This window comes from Synechococcus sp. CBW1002 (assembly GCF_015840915.1).
GTDB lineage: Bacteria > Cyanobacteriota > Cyanobacteriia > PCC-6307 > Cyanobiaceae > CBW1002.
Map to the genome: position 1 here is coordinate 1,979,862 of NZ_CP060398.1, position 15,976 is coordinate 1,995,837.

A 15,976-nucleotide genomic window follows, 5' to 3' on the forward strand; every position below is an offset into this window, starting at 1 on the left:
AGTCGGCTCATTGTGACCCACGTGCGCGGCTCAGGCCGCAGGCGGCAAACCGACCACCTGGGTGTGGGCGCCGCGGGCCTGGGTGACGCCGATCGTGCGGGTGGACGCGGCGATCATCGGCCGGCGGTGGCTCACCACCAGGAACTGGGCGTCGTCGGCCTGGCTGGCGATCAGGGCCGCCAGGCGCTCCACGTTGACGCCATCGAGGAAGCTGTCCACCTCGTCGAGGGCGTAGAAGGGCGAGGGGCGGAACTGCTGCAGGGCGAACAGGAAGCTGAGGGCCGTGAGGGACTTCTCGCCGCCGCTCATCGCCGCCAGGCGCCGCACCGCCTTGCCCTTGGGATGGGCGACCAGGGTGAGTCCGCCTTCGAGGGGTTGCTCGGTGTTCTCCAGCTGCAGGTAGCCCTCGCCGTCGGAGAGCCCGGCGAAGATCCGACGGAAGTGTCCATCCACCGCCACGAAGGCCTCCAGGAAGGCCTCCTGCCGCAGGGTGGCGACCGTTTCGATCCGCAGCAACAGCTCTTCCCGCTCGCTGCTCAGCACCTCCAGCCGGTCTGCCAGCTCGGCCAGCCGCAGCTCCAGCTGTTCGAGTTCCTCGAGGGCCAGCATGTTCACAGGCTCCAGAGCCTCCATGCGCTGCTGGATCCGAGCCAGTTCGGCCTGCAGCGTCTCCAGTCCTGCCAGCCGCACTTCCTCGGGGATCTCCGGCAGTGGATCCGGCAGGGCCTGCTCCAGCTGGGCCAGCCGCAGGGCTTCGCTGCGTTCCTGCTCGGCCAGGGCGGCCAGTTCCTCGCCGAGGCGCTGCAACTCCCATTGCAGGTTCTGCAGGGCCTGGCGCTGTCCGGCCAGGCGCCCTTCAGCGGCGTCCCGGGCCCGGCGCTGCTCCCCGAAGCGGGTCTGGAGGGCACTCTGCCGGGTTTCGAGCTCGCTGCGGCGCTCCTGCTCGGCCTGTTGCTGTTCCTTCCAGCGACTCCGCTCAGCCACCAGGGTCCGCACCGCCTCCGCCAGGCGTTGTTCGTCGCCGGCGAGGGCATCGAGCTGGCTGGCCACCCGCTCGCTGCTGAGGGCCCGTTCACGGCGCGCCGCCAGCAGCTGGTCCCGTTGCAGGCGGGCCTCGGAGAGGCTGCGATCGGCGTTCTCGAGTTCCTTCTGCAGGCCCTGCCAGTGGGCCCCGTCGCCGCCGCCACCGGCGCTGGTCTCGGCCTGCTCCAGGGCGGCAAGGGCCTGTTGCAGGGGCGGAATGGCTGTGAGCAGGTGCCGCCGCCGCTGCCGGTCTGCGAGGGCCGCCGTCTCCAGCTCGCCCAGTCGCTGATCAAGGCGCTGCTGCCGTTCCCGCTCCGGTGCCGCAGCCCGTTCCGCGGCCCCGGCTTCGGCCTGCAGGGCCGCCAGCCGTTGCTGCTGGGCCTGCAGTTGCGGCCGCAGTGCCTCCAGCTGCTGGGCCAGCCCCGATTCCCGCCGACGGCTGGCGAGGAGGCTCTCGCCCAGCTCCAGCAGGCGGCGCCGCAACGGCTCGGCCTCGTCGCCCTCCTGGGCGCTGCCGAAGCTGAGCTGGCCGCTGCGCTGCTGCAGGCTGCCGCCGGTCATGGCGCCGCTCTTCTCGAGCAGCTCCCCATCGAGGGTCACGGCGCGGCAACGGCCCAGCTCGCGGCGGGCGCTGGAGAGGGTGTCGAACACCAGCGTGTCGCCGAACACGTAGCGGAACACCTCGGCGTAGACGGGTTCATGGCGCACCAGTTCCACCGCCCGACCCACCAGGCCATCGCCGCCAATGGCACCTCGGGTGGTGCCGGGAGCGGCTCCCCGCTGCAGGGCCGCCGCCCCACTGGCCCCGCCGCCGCCGCCTCGGATCTTGTTGAGCGGCAGGAAGGTGAGCCGTCCGGCCCGCCGGTTCTTGAGCAGGTCGATGGCGCGGGCGGCGATCCGGTCGTCGTCGACCACCACCTGGCCGAGCCGGGCGCCGGCCGCCACCTCCAGGGCGAGGCGATGGCGCTCCTCCACCTCCCCCAGCTGCGCCACCGGTCCGTGGATGCCCTCCAGGCCGGCCTCAAGCAGCATCCGCAGCGCTCCGGTGCCGCGGCTTTCCTGCAGGGTGTCCCGCCGGCTGTCCAGCCGGGCGATCTCCCGCTCCAGGTTGGTCTGCTCGACCTCGAGGCGCTGGCGGGTGCGCTGCTGCAGGGCCAGGTTCTCCGCCAGATCCTGCAACTGCCGCTGCGCCTGCCCCAGGGCCTGCTGCAGCTGCGTCTGCTCCTCGTCCAGGCCCCGCTGGCGGGTGGCGGCCTCGGCATGGCTGCCGTCCTGTTGCTGCCGCTCCAGCTGCAGTTCGTCCAGCCGTTGCTGCCACTGCCGCAGCCGTTCCTCCAGCTGCTGCTGCTCGGCCAGCAGCGGTCCCAGCTGGTTCTGCAGGGCCTGGCGCTGCTGGCTGCGCTGGCGCTGCTCCTCCAGCCAGGTGCCGGAGCGCCCCGCCACCTCGCCCAGGCGCCGCCGCGAGAGTTCCACGGCCGCCTCCGCGTCGCGGCAGCGGCCTTCAGCGGTGGCCAGGGCAGCGCTGTCTTCGGCGGCATCCAGCTCCTGCCGCTGCCGCCGCAGCTCGCCTTGGCGCTGCGCCAGGTTCTGGCGTTGCGCCTGCAGGGCTTCGGCCTCCTGCTGGTGCCGCTCCGCCTGCCGGGCCAGTTCGCGGCCACTGGCCTCCAGGCCCGCCAGCTCGGCCTGCACGGACAGAAGCTGATCTTCCCCGAGGGCTTTCACCTCCGCCTGCAACTGCTCCAGGGCCAGGGCTGCCTGCTGGATCTCGGCCTCGGCGGTTGCGATGGCTTCGCGATCACTGATCTGCTGGCGGCCCAGGGCTTCGCGGCGGCGATTCAGTTGGTCGCGCTGCTGCCGGGCGGCGTCCACTTCCAGCACCTGGGCCTGAAGCCGTCCGGTGATCAGCCGTTGGCGCAACTCCTGGTAGGTGCGGGCCTTGGCGCAGTCGCGCTCCAGTTTCTGGCGCGAGAGGAGCAGCTCCTGCTCCACGATGCGGCAACGCTCCTGTCGTTCCTGCACCTCATCGAGCTTGGCGCGCGTCTGGGCGATGCGGGTGTCGAACAGGGCCACACCGGCCAGCTCGTCGATGATGCCGCGCCGCTCCCGGGCACTCATCGACACGATGCGGGTCACATCGCCCTGCATCACCACGTTGCTGCCGTCGGGATCGACCCGCAGGCGCCGCAGCTGGGTCTGGAGCTGCTGCAGGTTGCAGGTCACCCCATCGGCGCTGTAGCTGCTGCTGTAGGTGCCACCGGGGGCCACCCGCAGGCGGCGGGTGACGCTCCAGGCCTTCTGGCCGGCCTGGATCCAGGGACCCTCCTCGGGGGGATCGAGGCCGGCCTCCGCCTCATCGGGCTGCCAGTCGCCCAGGTCGAAGCGCACGGTGACGCAGGCCTCGGCCGCCCGTCCCTGGCGCAGCACGGCGCTGTTGATCAGATCGGGCAGCCGTTCGGCCCGCATCCCCCGGCTGTTGGCCAGGCCGAGGCAAAAGAGCACGGCATCGAGAATGTTGCTCTTGCCGGAGCCGTTCGGGCCGGTCACCACGGTGAAACCGGGTTCGAGCGGGATCGCCACCGATCCGCCGAACGATTTGAACTGAGACAGCTCGACCTGATTGATGTGAACCACCAGGCCCGCCCACCGAGCAGCCGAAATGTAGCGGAGGTGGTTCCACGCTCAAGTCCACTCCTTAGCTTGGGTGAGCCGCCCGAACACCGTCGCCGCCATGGACCGGGACTCCGCCGATGCTCAGGCCGCCGCTGAGAGTGCTGCAGATGCCTCTGCTCAGAACACCGTTGAGAATGCAGCGCACAACGCATCGGACAACGCCACGCAGAACGCTGCTGAGCGAGATGGCTCCACCGGGTCGTTGCAGGATCGCTTCCGCGAGCGCTTTGAAGCCCTGCTGCCGATCATTCAGAAGCAGTGGCCGGAGGTGGCGCGTCACACCCTGGAGGCCAGCCGCGGCAGCCTTGACGACCTCGCCGCGGTGATCGCCCAGCAGACCGGCCGTACCGCTGAGGGCGTGCATCACCAGCTGGAAGACCTGCTGCATGTCGCCGGCGACCAGAGCCGCCATCTGATCGACCGCATCGAGCCCCTGGAACGCCAGCTGGAAAGCCTGCTCGACGATCTCAATGCCACCCTGCGCCCCCGCATCGAGAAGCCGGTGCGGGAGCGGCCCTTGCTGGCGGTGGGCATCGCGGCCGGCGTGGGCCTGATTGTGGGTCTGCTGCTCGGTTCGGGGCGGCGCTCGGCATGAAGGAGCGGCAGGAGGAACGACGGGAACCCGGCCCGGCCCGGGTGGCGGCCGGCCGGGTGGGGGCCCTACTGACTTCGGTGATGGACCTGCATGTGCGCATCGCGCTGCAGGAGGTCGATCAGGAACGGCGCCGCCTGATCGGTGGTGCGCTGCTGATCAGTGGTGGGCTCACCCTGGTGCTGCTGGCCCTGGTGGCGGCGGAGCTGGCCCTGGTGCTGTGGCTGCATGGAGCCCTGCGCTGGAGCTGGATCCAGGCCGCCCTCGGTGCCGCCAGCATCGATCTGGTGGTGGCGGGATTGTTTCTGCGGGTGGGGGGGCAGTTGCTCAAGGGCCCCTATCTGCCCCAGACCACGGCCGGCCTGACCCGCACCGGCCGAGCCCTGTTCGGCCGGTAGCGGATCTCGCCTCAGCGGATGTCGTAGTTGAGCCAGCGGCAATCGATGCCGCCGTTGCTCACCGGGATGCGCCGGCTGGCCTTCATGCGCAGGGCACCGGTCAGTTCGGGATTGCCGCTGAGCAGCCACAGGGTCCAGCCGCCGCAGCGCTGCTTCAGCATGGTGCCCAGATCGGCGTAGAGCTGCTCGAGGTCGTCCCGTTCTCCGATCCGTTCGCCGTAGGGCGGATTGCAGACCAGCACTCCCGCGGCTTCCGGGGGCTCGAAATCGCGGACGTCGCCCGCCTGCAGATCCAGCCAGCCGCCCACACCGGCGGCAGCGGCGTTGGTGCGGGCCTGCTCCAGCACGCTCGGATCCTGCTCCCGCCCCACGATCGGAGCCAGTGGATCCCCCTGGGGCCCGTGATCGCGCTGCAGGGCCCTGGCCTGGTCCAGCTCCGTCTCCCAGAGGTCTGGCTGGAAGTCGGGCCAGCCCTGCAGGGCGAAGCGGCGCGGTGGCCGTCCCGGCCCGCTCAGGCCGGGCGCCCGGCCCAGGGCGAGACAGGCGGCCTCGATCAGCAGGGTGCCACTGCCGCAGAGGGGATCGGCCAGGGGCACACGGCCATCCCAGCCGGTGAAGCTGATCAGCCCGGCGGCGAGGTTTTCCTTGAGCGGGGCCAGGCCCATGGCGGCCCGGTAGCCGCGGCGGTGCAGGCTGCCGCCGCTGCCCTCCAGGCTCAGCACCGCCTCGGGCCCGCCGCGGCCCCGAGCGAGATGGAGGTGAAAGCTGAGGTCGGGCGTTTCCAGGTCCACGGTTGAGCGCTCGCCCCAGTGCTGGCGCTGCCAGTCCACCAGGGCGTTCTTCACCTCCAAAGCGCTGTAGTGGCTGTGGCTCAGCCCCGGGGCGCGGCCACTGGCATCAACCCGAAAGCGGCAATCGGGCGGCAACCAGAGGGCCCAGTCGGCGGCTTGCTGCACCCCGCGGTAAAGATCCTCGCGGCTGCGGCAGGGAAACCGGGCCAGCTCCCGCAGGATCCGGAAGGGCAGCCGGGCCTGCAGGTGTAGGCGGTACAAGGTCGCCAGGTCGCAGCGCAGCGCCACCGCCCGCTGCAGGGGCTGAACGTCCGTGGCCCCGAGGGCGCTCAGCTCAGCAGCGGCGGGCTGCTCAAGCCCAGGGGGCACCACCGCTGTGGCGGCGAAGCTGCCGCCGGGCTGGGTTCCGCCAGGGGCGGTTGTCCCCTGGATGGGTTCGGTGATGCCCACGGCGTTGGTGCCCCCTGCGGACGTCGCTGTGCTGCCACAATGAATGAGTCCGGTTTCGGCCGGACTAGGTGATCCACACCAGTGCTTCGGACAGCGGTTCGATTCCGCTCAGCTCCATTCGCCTTTTTCGTCCTGGCTGCTTGCCGGGATCCGGGCACGTCCCGGGGCTGCAATGGTTTCGACGGGGTATGAGGAGGGTGACTGAAGCCTGCTCGGTAAGAGCAAACCCGTAACAGCGAACAACATCGTTCGTTTCTCCCGTCAAGCTGCCCCTGTGGCTGCCTGACATCTCTAAGGGAGATGGGGTGAGGTCAGCCTTATCACCCAAATGACCCATGGGCCCTGGAAGGGGCCTTTTCAGTAGGTGGGGACTGGGTTTTTGGGTGGTTGATGCCCCCATGATTTCCATCCGTGACCAAAGGCGTGACCAAGGGTGGGTGGCGGTTAGCGCTTGGAGCGGCTTGGCGGCCAAGGTGTAGGAGCGCATGGGTGCTCCGTTTGTCAGGCGATATCGAAAACTGAGCCAGAGGCGACACGAAAACTGAGCCACCTGGAGGCCGAGCGATCGACGCCAGTGACCGCAGACCAGGGGCCACTGGTCCCGACCGAGACGGACACGGCGATGTCCTCAACAGCCGGTGTCGGCTTTGGCATGGCGCCGACCAGGCCGCCCCGTGCACCACGGGGGCAGTCCGGGCTGGAGGGCGCGATGCAGACGCCGGAGGAGGTGCTGGTGATGCGTCAGCTGCTGGAGCGGGGCTGGAGCCGTCGGCGGATCGCCGCGGAGCTGGGCATCTCACGCAACACGCTGGATCGTTACCTGCGGTTGGGTGAGTGGCAGCCATACAGCACGGCCAATCGCCCCGGACAACTGGATGGGCACCGGGAGTGACTGCGGCAGGAACTGCTGAAACAGAAGGGCATCCGGGTGAGCCTGCGGACGGTGGAGCGCGCGGTGCAGGCCTGGCGGGAGGTGCTGCGGCAGAGCCGCCAGGCGACGGTGCGCTACGAGACTCGACCAGGCAAGCAGCTGCAGGCGGATTTCGGAGGGCTGTGGGTGCCGATCGGCGGGGTGCGCACCAAGGTGCACCTCTGCGTCCTGACCCTGGGGTACTCCAGGCGTCAGCTGATCCGGGTGTTCCGCCACCAGCGGCAGCGCCACTGGCTGCAGGCCCTGGAGGAGGCGTTCCGCTTCTGGGACGGGGTGCCTGAGCAGGTGCTGGTGGACAACGCCAAAGCGCTGATCACGCACCACAACCCCAGGACGGGTGAGCTGGTGATCAACCCGGTGTTCGCCGCCTTTGCCCGCCAGCCGAGCTGATCGGCGGCGGCGGCAATGGCCTGATCGGCACCGGGTGCGGCGCCATGGAGCAGGCAGCGCACCAGGCGGCCCTGGCTGAGCCGCAGCAGATGGACCGCGATCCGCGGCGGTGGCCAACGCAGCGCACGACCACCGGCGGCGATGATCACCAGCTGAGTGATGCGGGGTAAAGCAGGCGGCGCCCAAGCGGCGGTATGGGAGAGCAGAACCATGGCAAAGAAAGACCGGAATGCAAACAGCGCTCCAGGGGGTGGGGCCACGGCGCTGCGCTCCCCCAGAGCACGCCCTTATCTTAGCAGTACAAAGGTGCTGAAGCCAGTGGCGGCAGGGATTCTGGGGCCGGCTTCAGGGATCATCACGGATCAGAATTGATGCTTCCAGCAGGCAACACGAATGGCTGACTCCGCCTCGCTCATGGCAACACAGCAACTCGGGTTCGACGCCAAAGCTGCACCTTCCATCCCCCACAGCAGGCCTCCAGTGACAGCGCCCCCGCAGCCGCGGGACGAGCACTGGGCAACTGGAACTCCCGCCAGCATTCCCGGCGGCGGCAAGGACAACAAGATCACGCGAGCGCCAGGGTCGGCGACCGCGCAGCGGCCTCGCCGACTCGCGCAGCCCTGGCGCCGTGTGACATCCTCAGCCACCGACGCCGGGTGGCTAGGAGCCTGTCGCGCATAGATCTACAGCGCGCTCTCCACAGACGCCCCTAAATCTGCCCAGATCCCAGTGACTGCAATGGATCTGCTCGATAAAATGGGGCATGGCCAAGTCCAAAACCTTCCGCCCCTGGCAGCCTGACCAGAGCACCCTGCTGCCGCCGTCGCCCAGGGAGTGGCTGTCGGATGACCATCAGGTGTACTTCCTGCTGGATCTGGTCGATGAGCTGGATCTATCGGCCATCCTCATCCCTGCTCAAGCCAAAGATCCCCGCGGGGAGAAGGGCTTTGATCCGCGGATGTAGCCGCAGGCTTCCGCGCAGCGGTTGACGATGCTTTTGCTCTACGCCTACTGCGTGGGCACCGTCTCCTCCCGCAAGATCGAGCGTGCCTGCTACGAGGATCTGGCGTTCCGCGTGCTGACCGGTAATCAGCAACCTGACCACAGCCGTATCAGTGAATTCCGGCGCCGCAACCTTGATGCCCTCAAAGGTCTGTTCATTCAGATCCTGCGGCTGTGCCAGAAGGCCGGCATGGTGAGCCTGGGCCATGTAGCCCTCGATGGCACCAAGGTGCAGGCCAGTGCCTCCAAACACAAGACACTCCTATGGACTGTCAAGCCCCCGGACGCTCCGGCTGAGCGCCATCGAGGTGGCAGTGCTGACCAGCTCAGCCACGATGGCCGTGAACCAGCGCTGGCCACGCCGTGGAACCCGTCACCACCTCCAGCGAGCTGCTGCTGTGGGAGGCCATCGACCAGGTCCGTAGGGACTCCTGAACAATCCAGATCCATTGCGCCGCAGCTGGTCTCAAGCATGAGAAACCGCTAAAGTGGCCGTGAATCAGGCAATCCGTGATTGCCTTTACTCCTGATCGTTCCATATGTACCGGAGGCACAATAACGGTCAGATCTCAATCAAGGAGTTCCACCTGCCATTTGGCGGCACACTTGATCCCGAGAATCGCTGGGTTCAACTGGAGGGGCTGATCCCATGGGATGAGCTGGAAGAAACCTATGCCCCTCAATTCAGCGCCACAATTGGCGCTCCAGCCAAATCAGTGAGAATGGCCTTTGGTGCTCTCTACATCAAACAGAAGTTAGGGCTCACCGACGAAGAGACAGTCCATCAGATCAGAGAGAACGCCTATATTCAGTTCTTTCTCGGCTTTGCGGGCTACACAGCTAAGGCACCGTTTGATGCCTCGATGATGGTGCACTTTCGCAAGCGTTTTTCTGACGAGGATCTGCGCCGTATCAACGAGCTGGTGGTGCAGCGCGGCAAAGAGATCCGTATCCGTTCAGGGGCCGTGACGCAGCCGCGCAGCATTCACCGCCCTTGATCGCTGATCACCAAGCGACCACAGACACCACGATCGATGACGGCCGGCTCAGGGATTCGGCAACAGCGATGGCATCTCACCGCCGCGATGATGGGCGATCAAGGCCTGCTCCAGGAACTGCCAGATATCACGGCCCTGTTGCCGCAGGCTGGTGGTGACCGTGAGCAACCTGCTGCGGCAGATTGCACCCTGGCGGGATTGGACGCCATGGCTGATCTTGCGCTGAATCACCGAATGGCGCAGGGCACGCTCGGCTGCGTTGTTGGTGGGCTCGATCCCTTCAATCTCCAGGAAGGTCCAGAGGCCATCGCTCACTTGCAGCAACTGATGGCAGGTACGCACCGTCTTGGCCCACGGCGTTCGCTCGCCGCGCTGGCAGCCCAGCTCCACAACCCGCTGCAGCGTGCCCACAAACGCCTGGCGGATCGGCCGACAGCCCTGCTGCAACGTGGACCAGTCGATCGTTCCGTCTTTGTAGCGGTGCCACTGGGCAAACAGCTGCTGCTGCAGGCCCAGCAGCTCCGCTCCAATCTCACCGCTGGCGCCCTGACGGTCAGCGATGGCAGTGAGATCGCGGATCACGTGCGCCCAGCACAGCTGGCGCTGCTCCAGCGGGAGATGGTTGTAGGCGGAGAAGCGATCGCTCACCACAATTCCGCCAAAGGCATTCCCGAGCAGGTCGATCGCGGCGGCAGCCGAGCGGCTCAGGCTCTGCAAGAACACTGTCACCCCCATGGCGGTCACCATGACCCACTCCCAGCCGCGCCGGCCATCGGGGTTGCCCCCATCGGCATTACCGGTGGGGGCACCGGTTTCATCGACATAGACCACCGACTGCTGACGGGCAAACGCAAGGGCCTCCTGCATGGGCTGCTCCAGTGCTGCACTCAAGCGCTGGCGGATAGTGGCCATCGCTCCCCGGCTGATCTGTACCCCCAGCAGCTGATCCAGCAGCGCCTGGGTCTTGCTGAAACTCAACGGGAAGGCACTACCCAGCAGACCCACCAGAGCACTGAGCCGGGGACCGTAATGGCTTACTTCCACCTCCGCCGGTAACGAGGCACAGGTGCTGGTGGAACAGCAGGGGCAGACCAGGCGGTGCAGCCGGTGCTCGATCACCAGAGGCGTGATCGGTGGAATCTCGATCACCTGGTGCCTCAAGGGCTCGGGATCCTGACCCTGTAGCAACGTGCCGCAGCGGCGGCAGGCCTGGGGGTGGTGCTCGACCACCTCATCCACCCGCTCGATCGGCAGCAGCTCCGGCCCAGATCCGGGATGGCCCGGCTGGCCGCCGCGCTTGCGGCCACTGCCCTTGCGTCGTTCGGGCGGCTTAAACCCCTGGCCATCACTGGAGGGAGGCTTGGAAGAATTTCGGGAGCTGCGGCCGATCCGCTCGCGCAGATGGGCCAGTTCGGTCGCCAGGGCGGTGAGCTGGATGCGGAGCTGCTCGATCTCCTGTTGCTGCCTCTGGCACTGACTGACCAGCTCAAGAAATCCAGCCTTCACTCCCACCGGGGTGGCGGCCCAATCGGCTTCTGAAATCCCGGCCGGTGGGGTGGTCATCGCAAGGAGTCTCTTACTGAGATGCAACCAGGAATCAAGCCACCGTCAAGGGTTCAGCAAGCCCGATGTTCGTTGCGAGCTGTCCCGACTCCTGAACGGGTACAGATCGGCAGTGGCGAGATCAAGCCAACGACCTGGACCAACACGTATGTCCGCCGCATGCGATTGATCCTGGCTGCGGTCGATCGTTGCCAGACACCGGTGCAGCTCCTCGAGGCCATCACCGCTCCCTGGGCGAATCAGCCTGGGTGCAGGGGACGGCAGCTTCAGGTGCAGCAGACCGCTGCACTCCTGCGCTGGGGTGTTGATACGGGCCGTCTCCCTGCAACCTGGGCACCCCCTCTTGATCTGACTCCCTATGTGGGCAGACGGCGAGAGACGACCTCCGTGACAACGCCACTGACGGTGGACGAAATTCAATCGTTGGTGGAGGCGATTCCTGATCCCAAGTGGCGCTACGCGTTTCAGCTGCTCTCCGCCTATGGATTGCGCCCGGAGGAACTGCAGCACCTTGAAGTCCGCAACGGGCGTCTTTGGTGCAACTACTCCAAGGTGTCCAGTCGGGGCAAGACAGAGCCACGGCCGCTGCGGTTGTTGCCCTGCGATCCGTGGGCTGCTGCCTGGAATCTGGAGGCCACCTTCCGCTCGGATCGCCTCCCCCCAATGAAACCGGGCCTGGGTGCCGATTCAATGGGCCTCTACATGCGCCGCCGTGCACTCTGGCGCGAGCTGCGGCGTCGCTACGAAGAACAGGGCGAGAAGTTAGTGCTCTACTCCTGCCGCCATGCCTATGCACATCGGGCCCATACCCTCTGCCCGATGCTGCCCACCAAATTCGTCGCGGCGGCCATGGGGCACAGCCTGGAGACGCACCTTGCCGCCTACAGCCGCTGGATCGGAGATGACGAGGTGGATGCCGCATTCGAGCGGGCATCGCAGCGGATGGAGCAGGACCTCCGCGCAGGATGACGTGCCTCGCGGTGCTCGCGATTGAGCTGCTCAGGGTTAACTGAGCTGCTTCTCCAGACGCTCGGCAGAGCCCTGCAGTCCATCAAGGATCGCGCCGGCCAATGGCTCCGGAAAGCCGCTGGGAAGCTCCTGCTGCACCGTGGCGACCACCTCGGGGGTTCGGGCCACCAGGTCGGCCACCAAAGCCTCGGCCTCGGCGCCCAGCCCCATCCGGCTGGCGGTGCTGATCAGATGACGGAGTTGCACCTGCATGGGCTTGCTGGTGCGGCTCTTGGTCCCATGCCAGGCCATCGCCAGGCGCAGCTCCTGCTCGGGCCATTGGCCGGCTGCCTTGCCGATCACCGGCCAGGCCGAGAGCACGTCGTACAGCGGGGTGAGTCGGTAGCTGCCGCCCGGCAGCAGGAAGAGGCTGAAGTTCTTGGCGTGGCCGTCGATCGCTCGCAGCATCCAGAACAGCACCTGGGCCTGAAAGAAGCAGCGCAGATCCTCTGCTGCCTGGGCGGACTGGGCGAGCAGCTCGGCGATGGCCACCATGCCCGGACCGCCCTGGTTTTCGTATTTCTGCTCCGGCGGCGTGCCGGTGGCCTGGCAGAAGTCCTCGACCGGCAGACGCAGCCAGTGGTTGCCGCCTGGATGCAGCCGCCGATCAAAGCGCTCCACGATCAGACAGCGCTGGCCGTCAAAGCTGGCCAGCGTGCTGGCAGCCATCGGCAGGCCGTAGGCCGCCAGGATCCGGCCACAGAGCCACTCGTTCTCCACCGAAGAGGAGAAGTCGATCTGGCCGCTGCCCACCCGGCCCATCGGCAACTTGAACAGATGGGTGGTGGGGGTGCTGCCCTGGGGACGGCACCACCGGTTTTGATGCCAGAGCAGGGCTGTTTTCTCCTGGGCTCCGGCGATCGAGAGGCGCAGTTCCCCTTCGGCGCCGGCCGTGTCTCCCGGCAGCGGTTCTGCCACCACTCCCCGCAGCAGGCGGCCGATGGCTTCATCCGAGAGCGGGGTGGCCTCGATGCGATCCAGGCCGGCGGGTTCTTCCTCAGGGGGCAGGAGCTGCACCGCTCCGGCGCAGTCGCGCCCCACAGCCTCCAGCAGCTCAAAGGCGCTGGTGCCCCGCAGCGAGAACCGCCGCTGCAGCCGCCGAAGGATGGTCTCGTTGTCGGGGAGCAGGTTGGCGAACCATTGCTCCACCATTTCCCCTCGCAGCGGAGGCGTGCCGAGGCCAACCGGCAGCGAGAGCGAGAGGGGCCGGAACTGAGGTGAGACCAGCCAGGCGGCGTCGTAGTGGAACTCCTGCGGGCCCCGTCCCGGTACGCGCCATTCCCCCACCCGCTCGCCGTTCATCCAGACGGCCAGCTGCCGCGTGTGGCTGGGGCGGCCCATCACCACTCCGCCGGTTCCGTGCGGCGCCGGCGGGGCCGCACCACCAGCTCCAGATCCAGGGCGGCGAGGATGAGCAGCAACCGCTCCAGGGTGAAACGGCCGGGATTGAGCTCCAGGGCCGAAAGTCGTGCCTGGCTGATGCCACCGGCCTTCTGCGCCAGGACCGACTGACTGAGACCGCACTGACGGCGCAGGGCGATCAGCAGCTGCGCCAGCTGGGATGGGGCACGGATGACCACCTCCTCCTCAGCGGCCTGGACAGAGGACACAGCACTTGGATTCTGAGTATTCCCAGGCTACTTGCAATCCGCGTAACCGCAATCCAGTCGGAAAACAAGTGAACAGGGTGCTTCTGCGAGGGCTCAGCGTTCCAGCAGCTGCCAGAAGCTCCACTTCTGCGCGAAGGCCTCCCGCAATCGCCCCACAAAGCTGTTGTGGCTCTCAAAACCCTGCCAGTCGTCGATGCGGGCCTCCAGCCGCTCGCACTGCCGCAGGTTCTCGGCGGCGTAGCGGTAGCGCTTGGAGCGGCCCATCGACAGGGCGAACACCACCATGGAGCGCAGCAGCAGGCTGGCGGCCACAGGATGGTCGGCGCTGAGGCGCTCAGCTGCAGGTTCGACGATCTCATAGGCATCGCCATCCCAGTCGTGGCAGTGCTCGATCACGTAGCGAGCCGCGCGGGGCAGGCTGGGCCAGAAGACAAGGAACTGCAGCGCCGCCAGCGGCAAGGGATGCTGCTCTGCCGCCGCCAGGGCCTGCTCCTCGGCCTCCACATCGGCGAAGTCATCCAGCCGCTGCAGGTACTCGCGCAGCACTGGAATCGAGAGGGTTTTGGAGAAGACCTGCCAGCGGTGCTGCTGCGCCTCCTCGCAGCGACCCAAGGCCTCGAGCACAGCAATGCGGGTGGCGTGCCACGACTCGGCCTCCATGATCTGGCTCGCCTTGGCGGCATGGTCCAGCACCGTCAGGGCCTGCTCGGCCCGACCGCCTCGGAGCAGATGGCCGGCCACCTCGGCGGCGGTGTCGGGCCAGGTGAGCTGGGAGGGCTCGAACAGCTCCAGATAGCCATCCAGGTCGCCACGGCCCTGGGCAAGCTGCTCCATGGTGTAGCGATCGACGCCACCCCGCTCCAGCAGCGCCTCAAACAGCAGCGTGGCCGTCGCCACCGACACATTCAGCGACTGCACCATGCCCCGCATCGGGATGAACACCGCCTGATCCATCAGGGCGGTGGCGGCAGCGCTCAGACCCCATTTCTCCGCCCCGAGCACGAAGGCGCAGGGGCCGGTGAAATCGCAGTCGCGGTAGTCGCGCGCCTCCACACCCAGGTTGGTGCCATACAGCCTGAAGCCCCCCGCCTTCAGGTGCTCCACGGCGGTGCCGATGTCGGCGTGGTCATGCAGCGGCACCCAGCGCTGGCTGCCCTGGGCGGTGCTGTTGGCGGTGCTGTTGAACGTGCGCGGCCGGCCACTCAGGCTCACCGCATGGGCCTCCAGCACCCCCACGGCATCGCAGCTGCGCAGAATGGCCGACAGGTTATGGGGCTTCTCCACATGCTCCACCAGCACGGTCAGATCAGACATGCGTTGGTTCAAAACCGTCTTCAGGCGCTCGAATCGACGGGGAAGCAATGGCATGATGGGCTGATCAGCGGCCTCAAGAAGGGGGGGATTCCTACCGATCACATCGTGAAATGGATCTTGCTGGCAGGTTTCTGAGTGTCTAAATTTGTGATTTCACCATTCGCATTCATCGCCGGAGTTGCAGGGATAGATTTTGTAGCCCTCTCCAATAAGCTTTGGAGTGTCGCTGTTGTCAATCATCCATTTGTCGAGTCGCAAAACATATTTGTTAGGGCTTTCTAGAAAGAGTCCGGCGAAGTAGATTTCAACAAAAGGAGGCCAGCCTTTTCCGCTGACCCCAGGCTCGTTATCAGCATAGCATTTCCAGCCGTATTTCACCCCATAGGAATCCATGCTTGGCGATGTGAAATTTGCGTTCGGCATGCTGGAGTCCTGTTCGCAGACCCATGGGTAGAGGGCAAAGCTGAAGGTATGGATCTTGCCTTTGACGTTGTCATATGGATTGCCGGATTTGTGAATGGCCATGATCTTGTCGCAGACAGGTTGGTACCAGGGCCGAGCATTGCCTGGGCCAGCGCCGCAAATAGCCCCACTGCGTACGTCGTCACCCAATCCATACCAGCCAGCCCAGTAACGCATCTGTCCAAAGGTTGTCTTGGAGTTGGGGTGGGTGAAGGTGCAGTGATTGCGTCCATGGGGACCTTTTAGGCAGCCTGGTTGAGTATTGCCCCCGTCAAATCGCTCAATATATTTGATATCTCCAAAGCAATCGGGTTGAATTCCCGCGCCGTCGCAGTTGTGGAAGACCCAATAGTCTTTTCGATTGCTTTTCGGAAAGCTAGCCCACGTTCGAGCACCCATGTTCCATTGGGCTCCAGCCACGATATCTTCATAGGGACTGCCTCCGCACACTGGTTTCAGGACTGGATTTTGATCGAGATTGAACTGGAATGGTCGATAAAAGAATGGAGAACAGCTGGTATCACTCGCGCCTTCTCCACCGCCCCCGCAAAAGTTGGTGAGTTTGGTCACCGGTCCATTCGGTGCAGGAATATGAGCCCAGCAAAAACCTTGCCCTAGACCGCTGATTAATGCTGGGGATGGTGATGATTTCGATGGTTCAAAGATTTTGTTGGTCTCAGATGGAATGGCAGGGGGCAGTAAGGTGAGGCTTGAACCAAGTCCGGCCAATAATGTGTTCAGCATTCCATTCATGAACTCACGCTCTGATTATGA

Annotated in this window: 14 protein-coding genes and 1 pseudogene; 8 read left to right on the top strand and 7 right to left on the bottom strand. The window is 66.2% G+C overall.

The features are described 5' to 3' along the window. Positions 1-30 precede the first annotated feature (30 nt). Positions 31-3,654: a chromosome segregation protein SMC gene (gene smc / locus H8F24_RS09565; RefSeq protein ID WP_197158737.1), complete on the bottom strand. Its 3,624-nt coding sequence runs from the start codon at positions 3,652-3,654 to the stop codon at positions 31-33. A 241-nt stretch (positions 3,655-3,895) separates the two neighbouring features. On the opposite strand from smc, the gene H8F24_RS09570 reads away from it, so the two are divergent. Both H8F24_RS09570 and H8F24_RS09575 read left to right on the top strand, forming a co-directional pair. Then, positions 3,896-4,288 carry a YqjD family protein gene (locus H8F24_RS09570; RefSeq protein WP_197159076.1) on the top strand — a complete coding sequence of 131 codons (393 nt, stop codon included), beginning with the start codon at positions 3,896-3,898 and terminating at the stop codon, positions 4,286-4,288. Continuing rightward, on the top strand, positions 4,285-4,683 hold the full coding sequence (locus H8F24_RS09575; RefSeq protein ID WP_197158738.1) for a phage holin family protein: 399 nt from the start codon (positions 4,285-4,287) through the stop codon (positions 4,681-4,683). Before H8F24_RS09570 ends, H8F24_RS09575 begins: the two co-directional genes overlap by 4 nt. Positions 4,684-4,694: 11 nt before the next feature. Here H8F24_RS09575 and H8F24_RS09580 read toward each other — a convergent pair whose 3' ends face one another. Next, entirely contained in the window at positions 4,695-5,918 is a 1,224-nt protein-coding gene (locus H8F24_RS09580; protein ID WP_370594822.1) for a class I SAM-dependent RNA methyltransferase, read from the bottom strand. 715 nt (positions 5,919-6,633) lie between these two features. Between H8F24_RS09580 and H8F24_RS09590 the strand changes: the two genes are divergently transcribed. From H8F24_RS09590 to H8F24_RS09610, 5 genes and pseudogenes are all read left to right on the top strand, one after another. Then, positions 6,634-6,816 (top strand): helix-turn-helix domain-containing protein, encoded by a 183-nt coding sequence (locus tag H8F24_RS09590; RefSeq protein WP_197169581.1) that lies wholly within the window; start codon positions 6,634-6,636, stop codon positions 6,814-6,816. Between the two features lie 36 nt (positions 6,817-6,852). Further along, on the top strand, positions 6,853-7,245 hold the full coding sequence (locus H8F24_RS09595) for a DDE-type integrase/transposase/recombinase (protein WP_197169582.1): 393 nt from the start codon (positions 6,853-6,855) through the stop codon (positions 7,243-7,245). 763 nt (positions 7,246-8,008) lie between these two features. Further along, entirely contained in the window at positions 8,009-8,209 is a 201-nt protein-coding gene (locus H8F24_RS09600) for a hypothetical protein (protein ID WP_197169583.1), read from the top strand. Positions 8,210-8,236: 27 nt separating this feature from the next. Next, positions 8,237-8,734: a transposase gene (locus tag H8F24_RS09605; protein WP_231598265.1), complete on the top strand. Its 498-nt coding sequence runs from the start codon at positions 8,237-8,239 to the stop codon at positions 8,732-8,734. A 52-nt stretch (positions 8,735-8,786) separates the two neighbouring features. Further along, positions 8,787-9,176, top strand: a pseudogene (locus H8F24_RS09610) (transposase); the annotation flags it as partial. 117 nt (positions 9,177-9,293) lie between these two features. Here H8F24_RS09610 and H8F24_RS09615 read toward each other — a convergent pair. After that, a complete protein-coding gene (locus H8F24_RS09615) occupies positions 9,294-10,808 on the bottom strand; it encodes an IS66 family transposase (protein ID WP_197154224.1) in 1,515 nt (504 codons plus the stop codon). Positions 10,809-11,195: 387 nt separating this feature from the next. Here H8F24_RS09615 and H8F24_RS09620 point away from each other — a divergent pair, with 387 nt between their 5' ends. Continuing rightward, complete coding sequence (locus H8F24_RS09620; RefSeq protein WP_197169586.1) at positions 11,196-11,777, top strand: hypothetical protein; 582 nt, start codon at positions 11,196-11,198, stop codon at positions 11,775-11,777. Between the two features lie 36 nt (positions 11,778-11,813). On the opposite strand, the gene H8F24_RS09625 is transcribed toward H8F24_RS09620, so the two are convergent. The 4 genes from H8F24_RS09625 to H8F24_RS09640 form a co-directional block, all read right to left on the bottom strand. Further along, complete coding sequence (locus H8F24_RS09625; protein ID WP_231597680.1) at positions 11,814-13,157, bottom strand: type II toxin-antitoxin system HipA family toxin; 1,344 nt, start codon at positions 13,155-13,157, stop codon at positions 11,814-11,816. Further along, positions 13,157-13,426: a helix-turn-helix domain-containing protein gene (locus H8F24_RS09630; RefSeq protein WP_197158857.1), complete on the bottom strand. Its 270-nt coding sequence runs from the start codon at positions 13,424-13,426 to the stop codon at positions 13,157-13,159. The genes H8F24_RS09625 and H8F24_RS09630 overlap by 1 nt, the downstream gene beginning before the upstream one ends. A 93-nt stretch (positions 13,427-13,519) precedes the next feature. Continuing rightward, positions 13,520-14,794, bottom strand: coding sequence for a TrmH family RNA methyltransferase (locus H8F24_RS20185; RefSeq protein ID WP_370594737.1), 1,275 nt, complete (start codon positions 14,792-14,794; stop codon positions 13,520-13,522). 99 nt (positions 14,795-14,893) lie between these two features. Beyond that, the gene (locus H8F24_RS09640; RefSeq protein WP_197153700.1) at positions 14,894-15,955 is read right to left on the bottom strand and encodes a hypothetical protein; all 1,062 of its coding nucleotides are present in this window, start codon (positions 15,953-15,955) and stop codon (positions 14,894-14,896) included. Positions 15,956-15,976 lie beyond the last annotated feature (21 nt).

What these genes read in the sequence shown, in the direction of transcription:
- H8F24_RS09575 (WP_197158738.1), top strand. Translation starts at nt 4,285, where the DNA reads ATGAAGGAGCGGCAGGAGGAACGACGGGAACCCGGCCCGGCCCGGGTG.
- H8F24_RS09590 (WP_197169581.1), top strand. Translation starts at nt 6,634, where the DNA reads ATGCAGACGCCGGAGGAGGTGCTGGTGATGCGTCAGCTGCTGGAGCGG.
- H8F24_RS09600 (WP_197169583.1), top strand. Translation starts at nt 8,009, where the DNA reads ATGGCCAAGTCCAAAACCTTCCGCCCCTGGCAGCCTGACCAGAGCACC.
- H8F24_RS09605 (WP_231598265.1), top strand. Translation starts at nt 8,237, where the DNA reads ATGCTTTTGCTCTACGCCTACTGCGTGGGCACCGTCTCCTCCCGCAAG.
- H8F24_RS09615 (WP_197154224.1), bottom strand. Translation starts at nt 10,808, where the DNA reads ATGACCACCCCACCGGCCGGGATTTCAGAAGCCGATTGGGCCGCCACC.
- H8F24_RS09625 (WP_231597680.1), bottom strand. Translation starts at nt 13,157, where the DNA reads ATGGGCCGCCCCAGCCACACGCGGCAGCTGGCCGTCTGGATGAACGGC.
- H8F24_RS20185 (WP_370594737.1), bottom strand. Translation starts at nt 14,794, where the DNA reads ATGCCATTGCTTCCCCGTCGATTCGAGCGCCTGAAGACGGTTTTGAAC.
- H8F24_RS09640 (WP_197153700.1), bottom strand. Translation starts at nt 15,955, where the DNA reads ATGAATGGAATGCTGAACACATTATTGGCCGGACTTGGTTCAAGCCTC.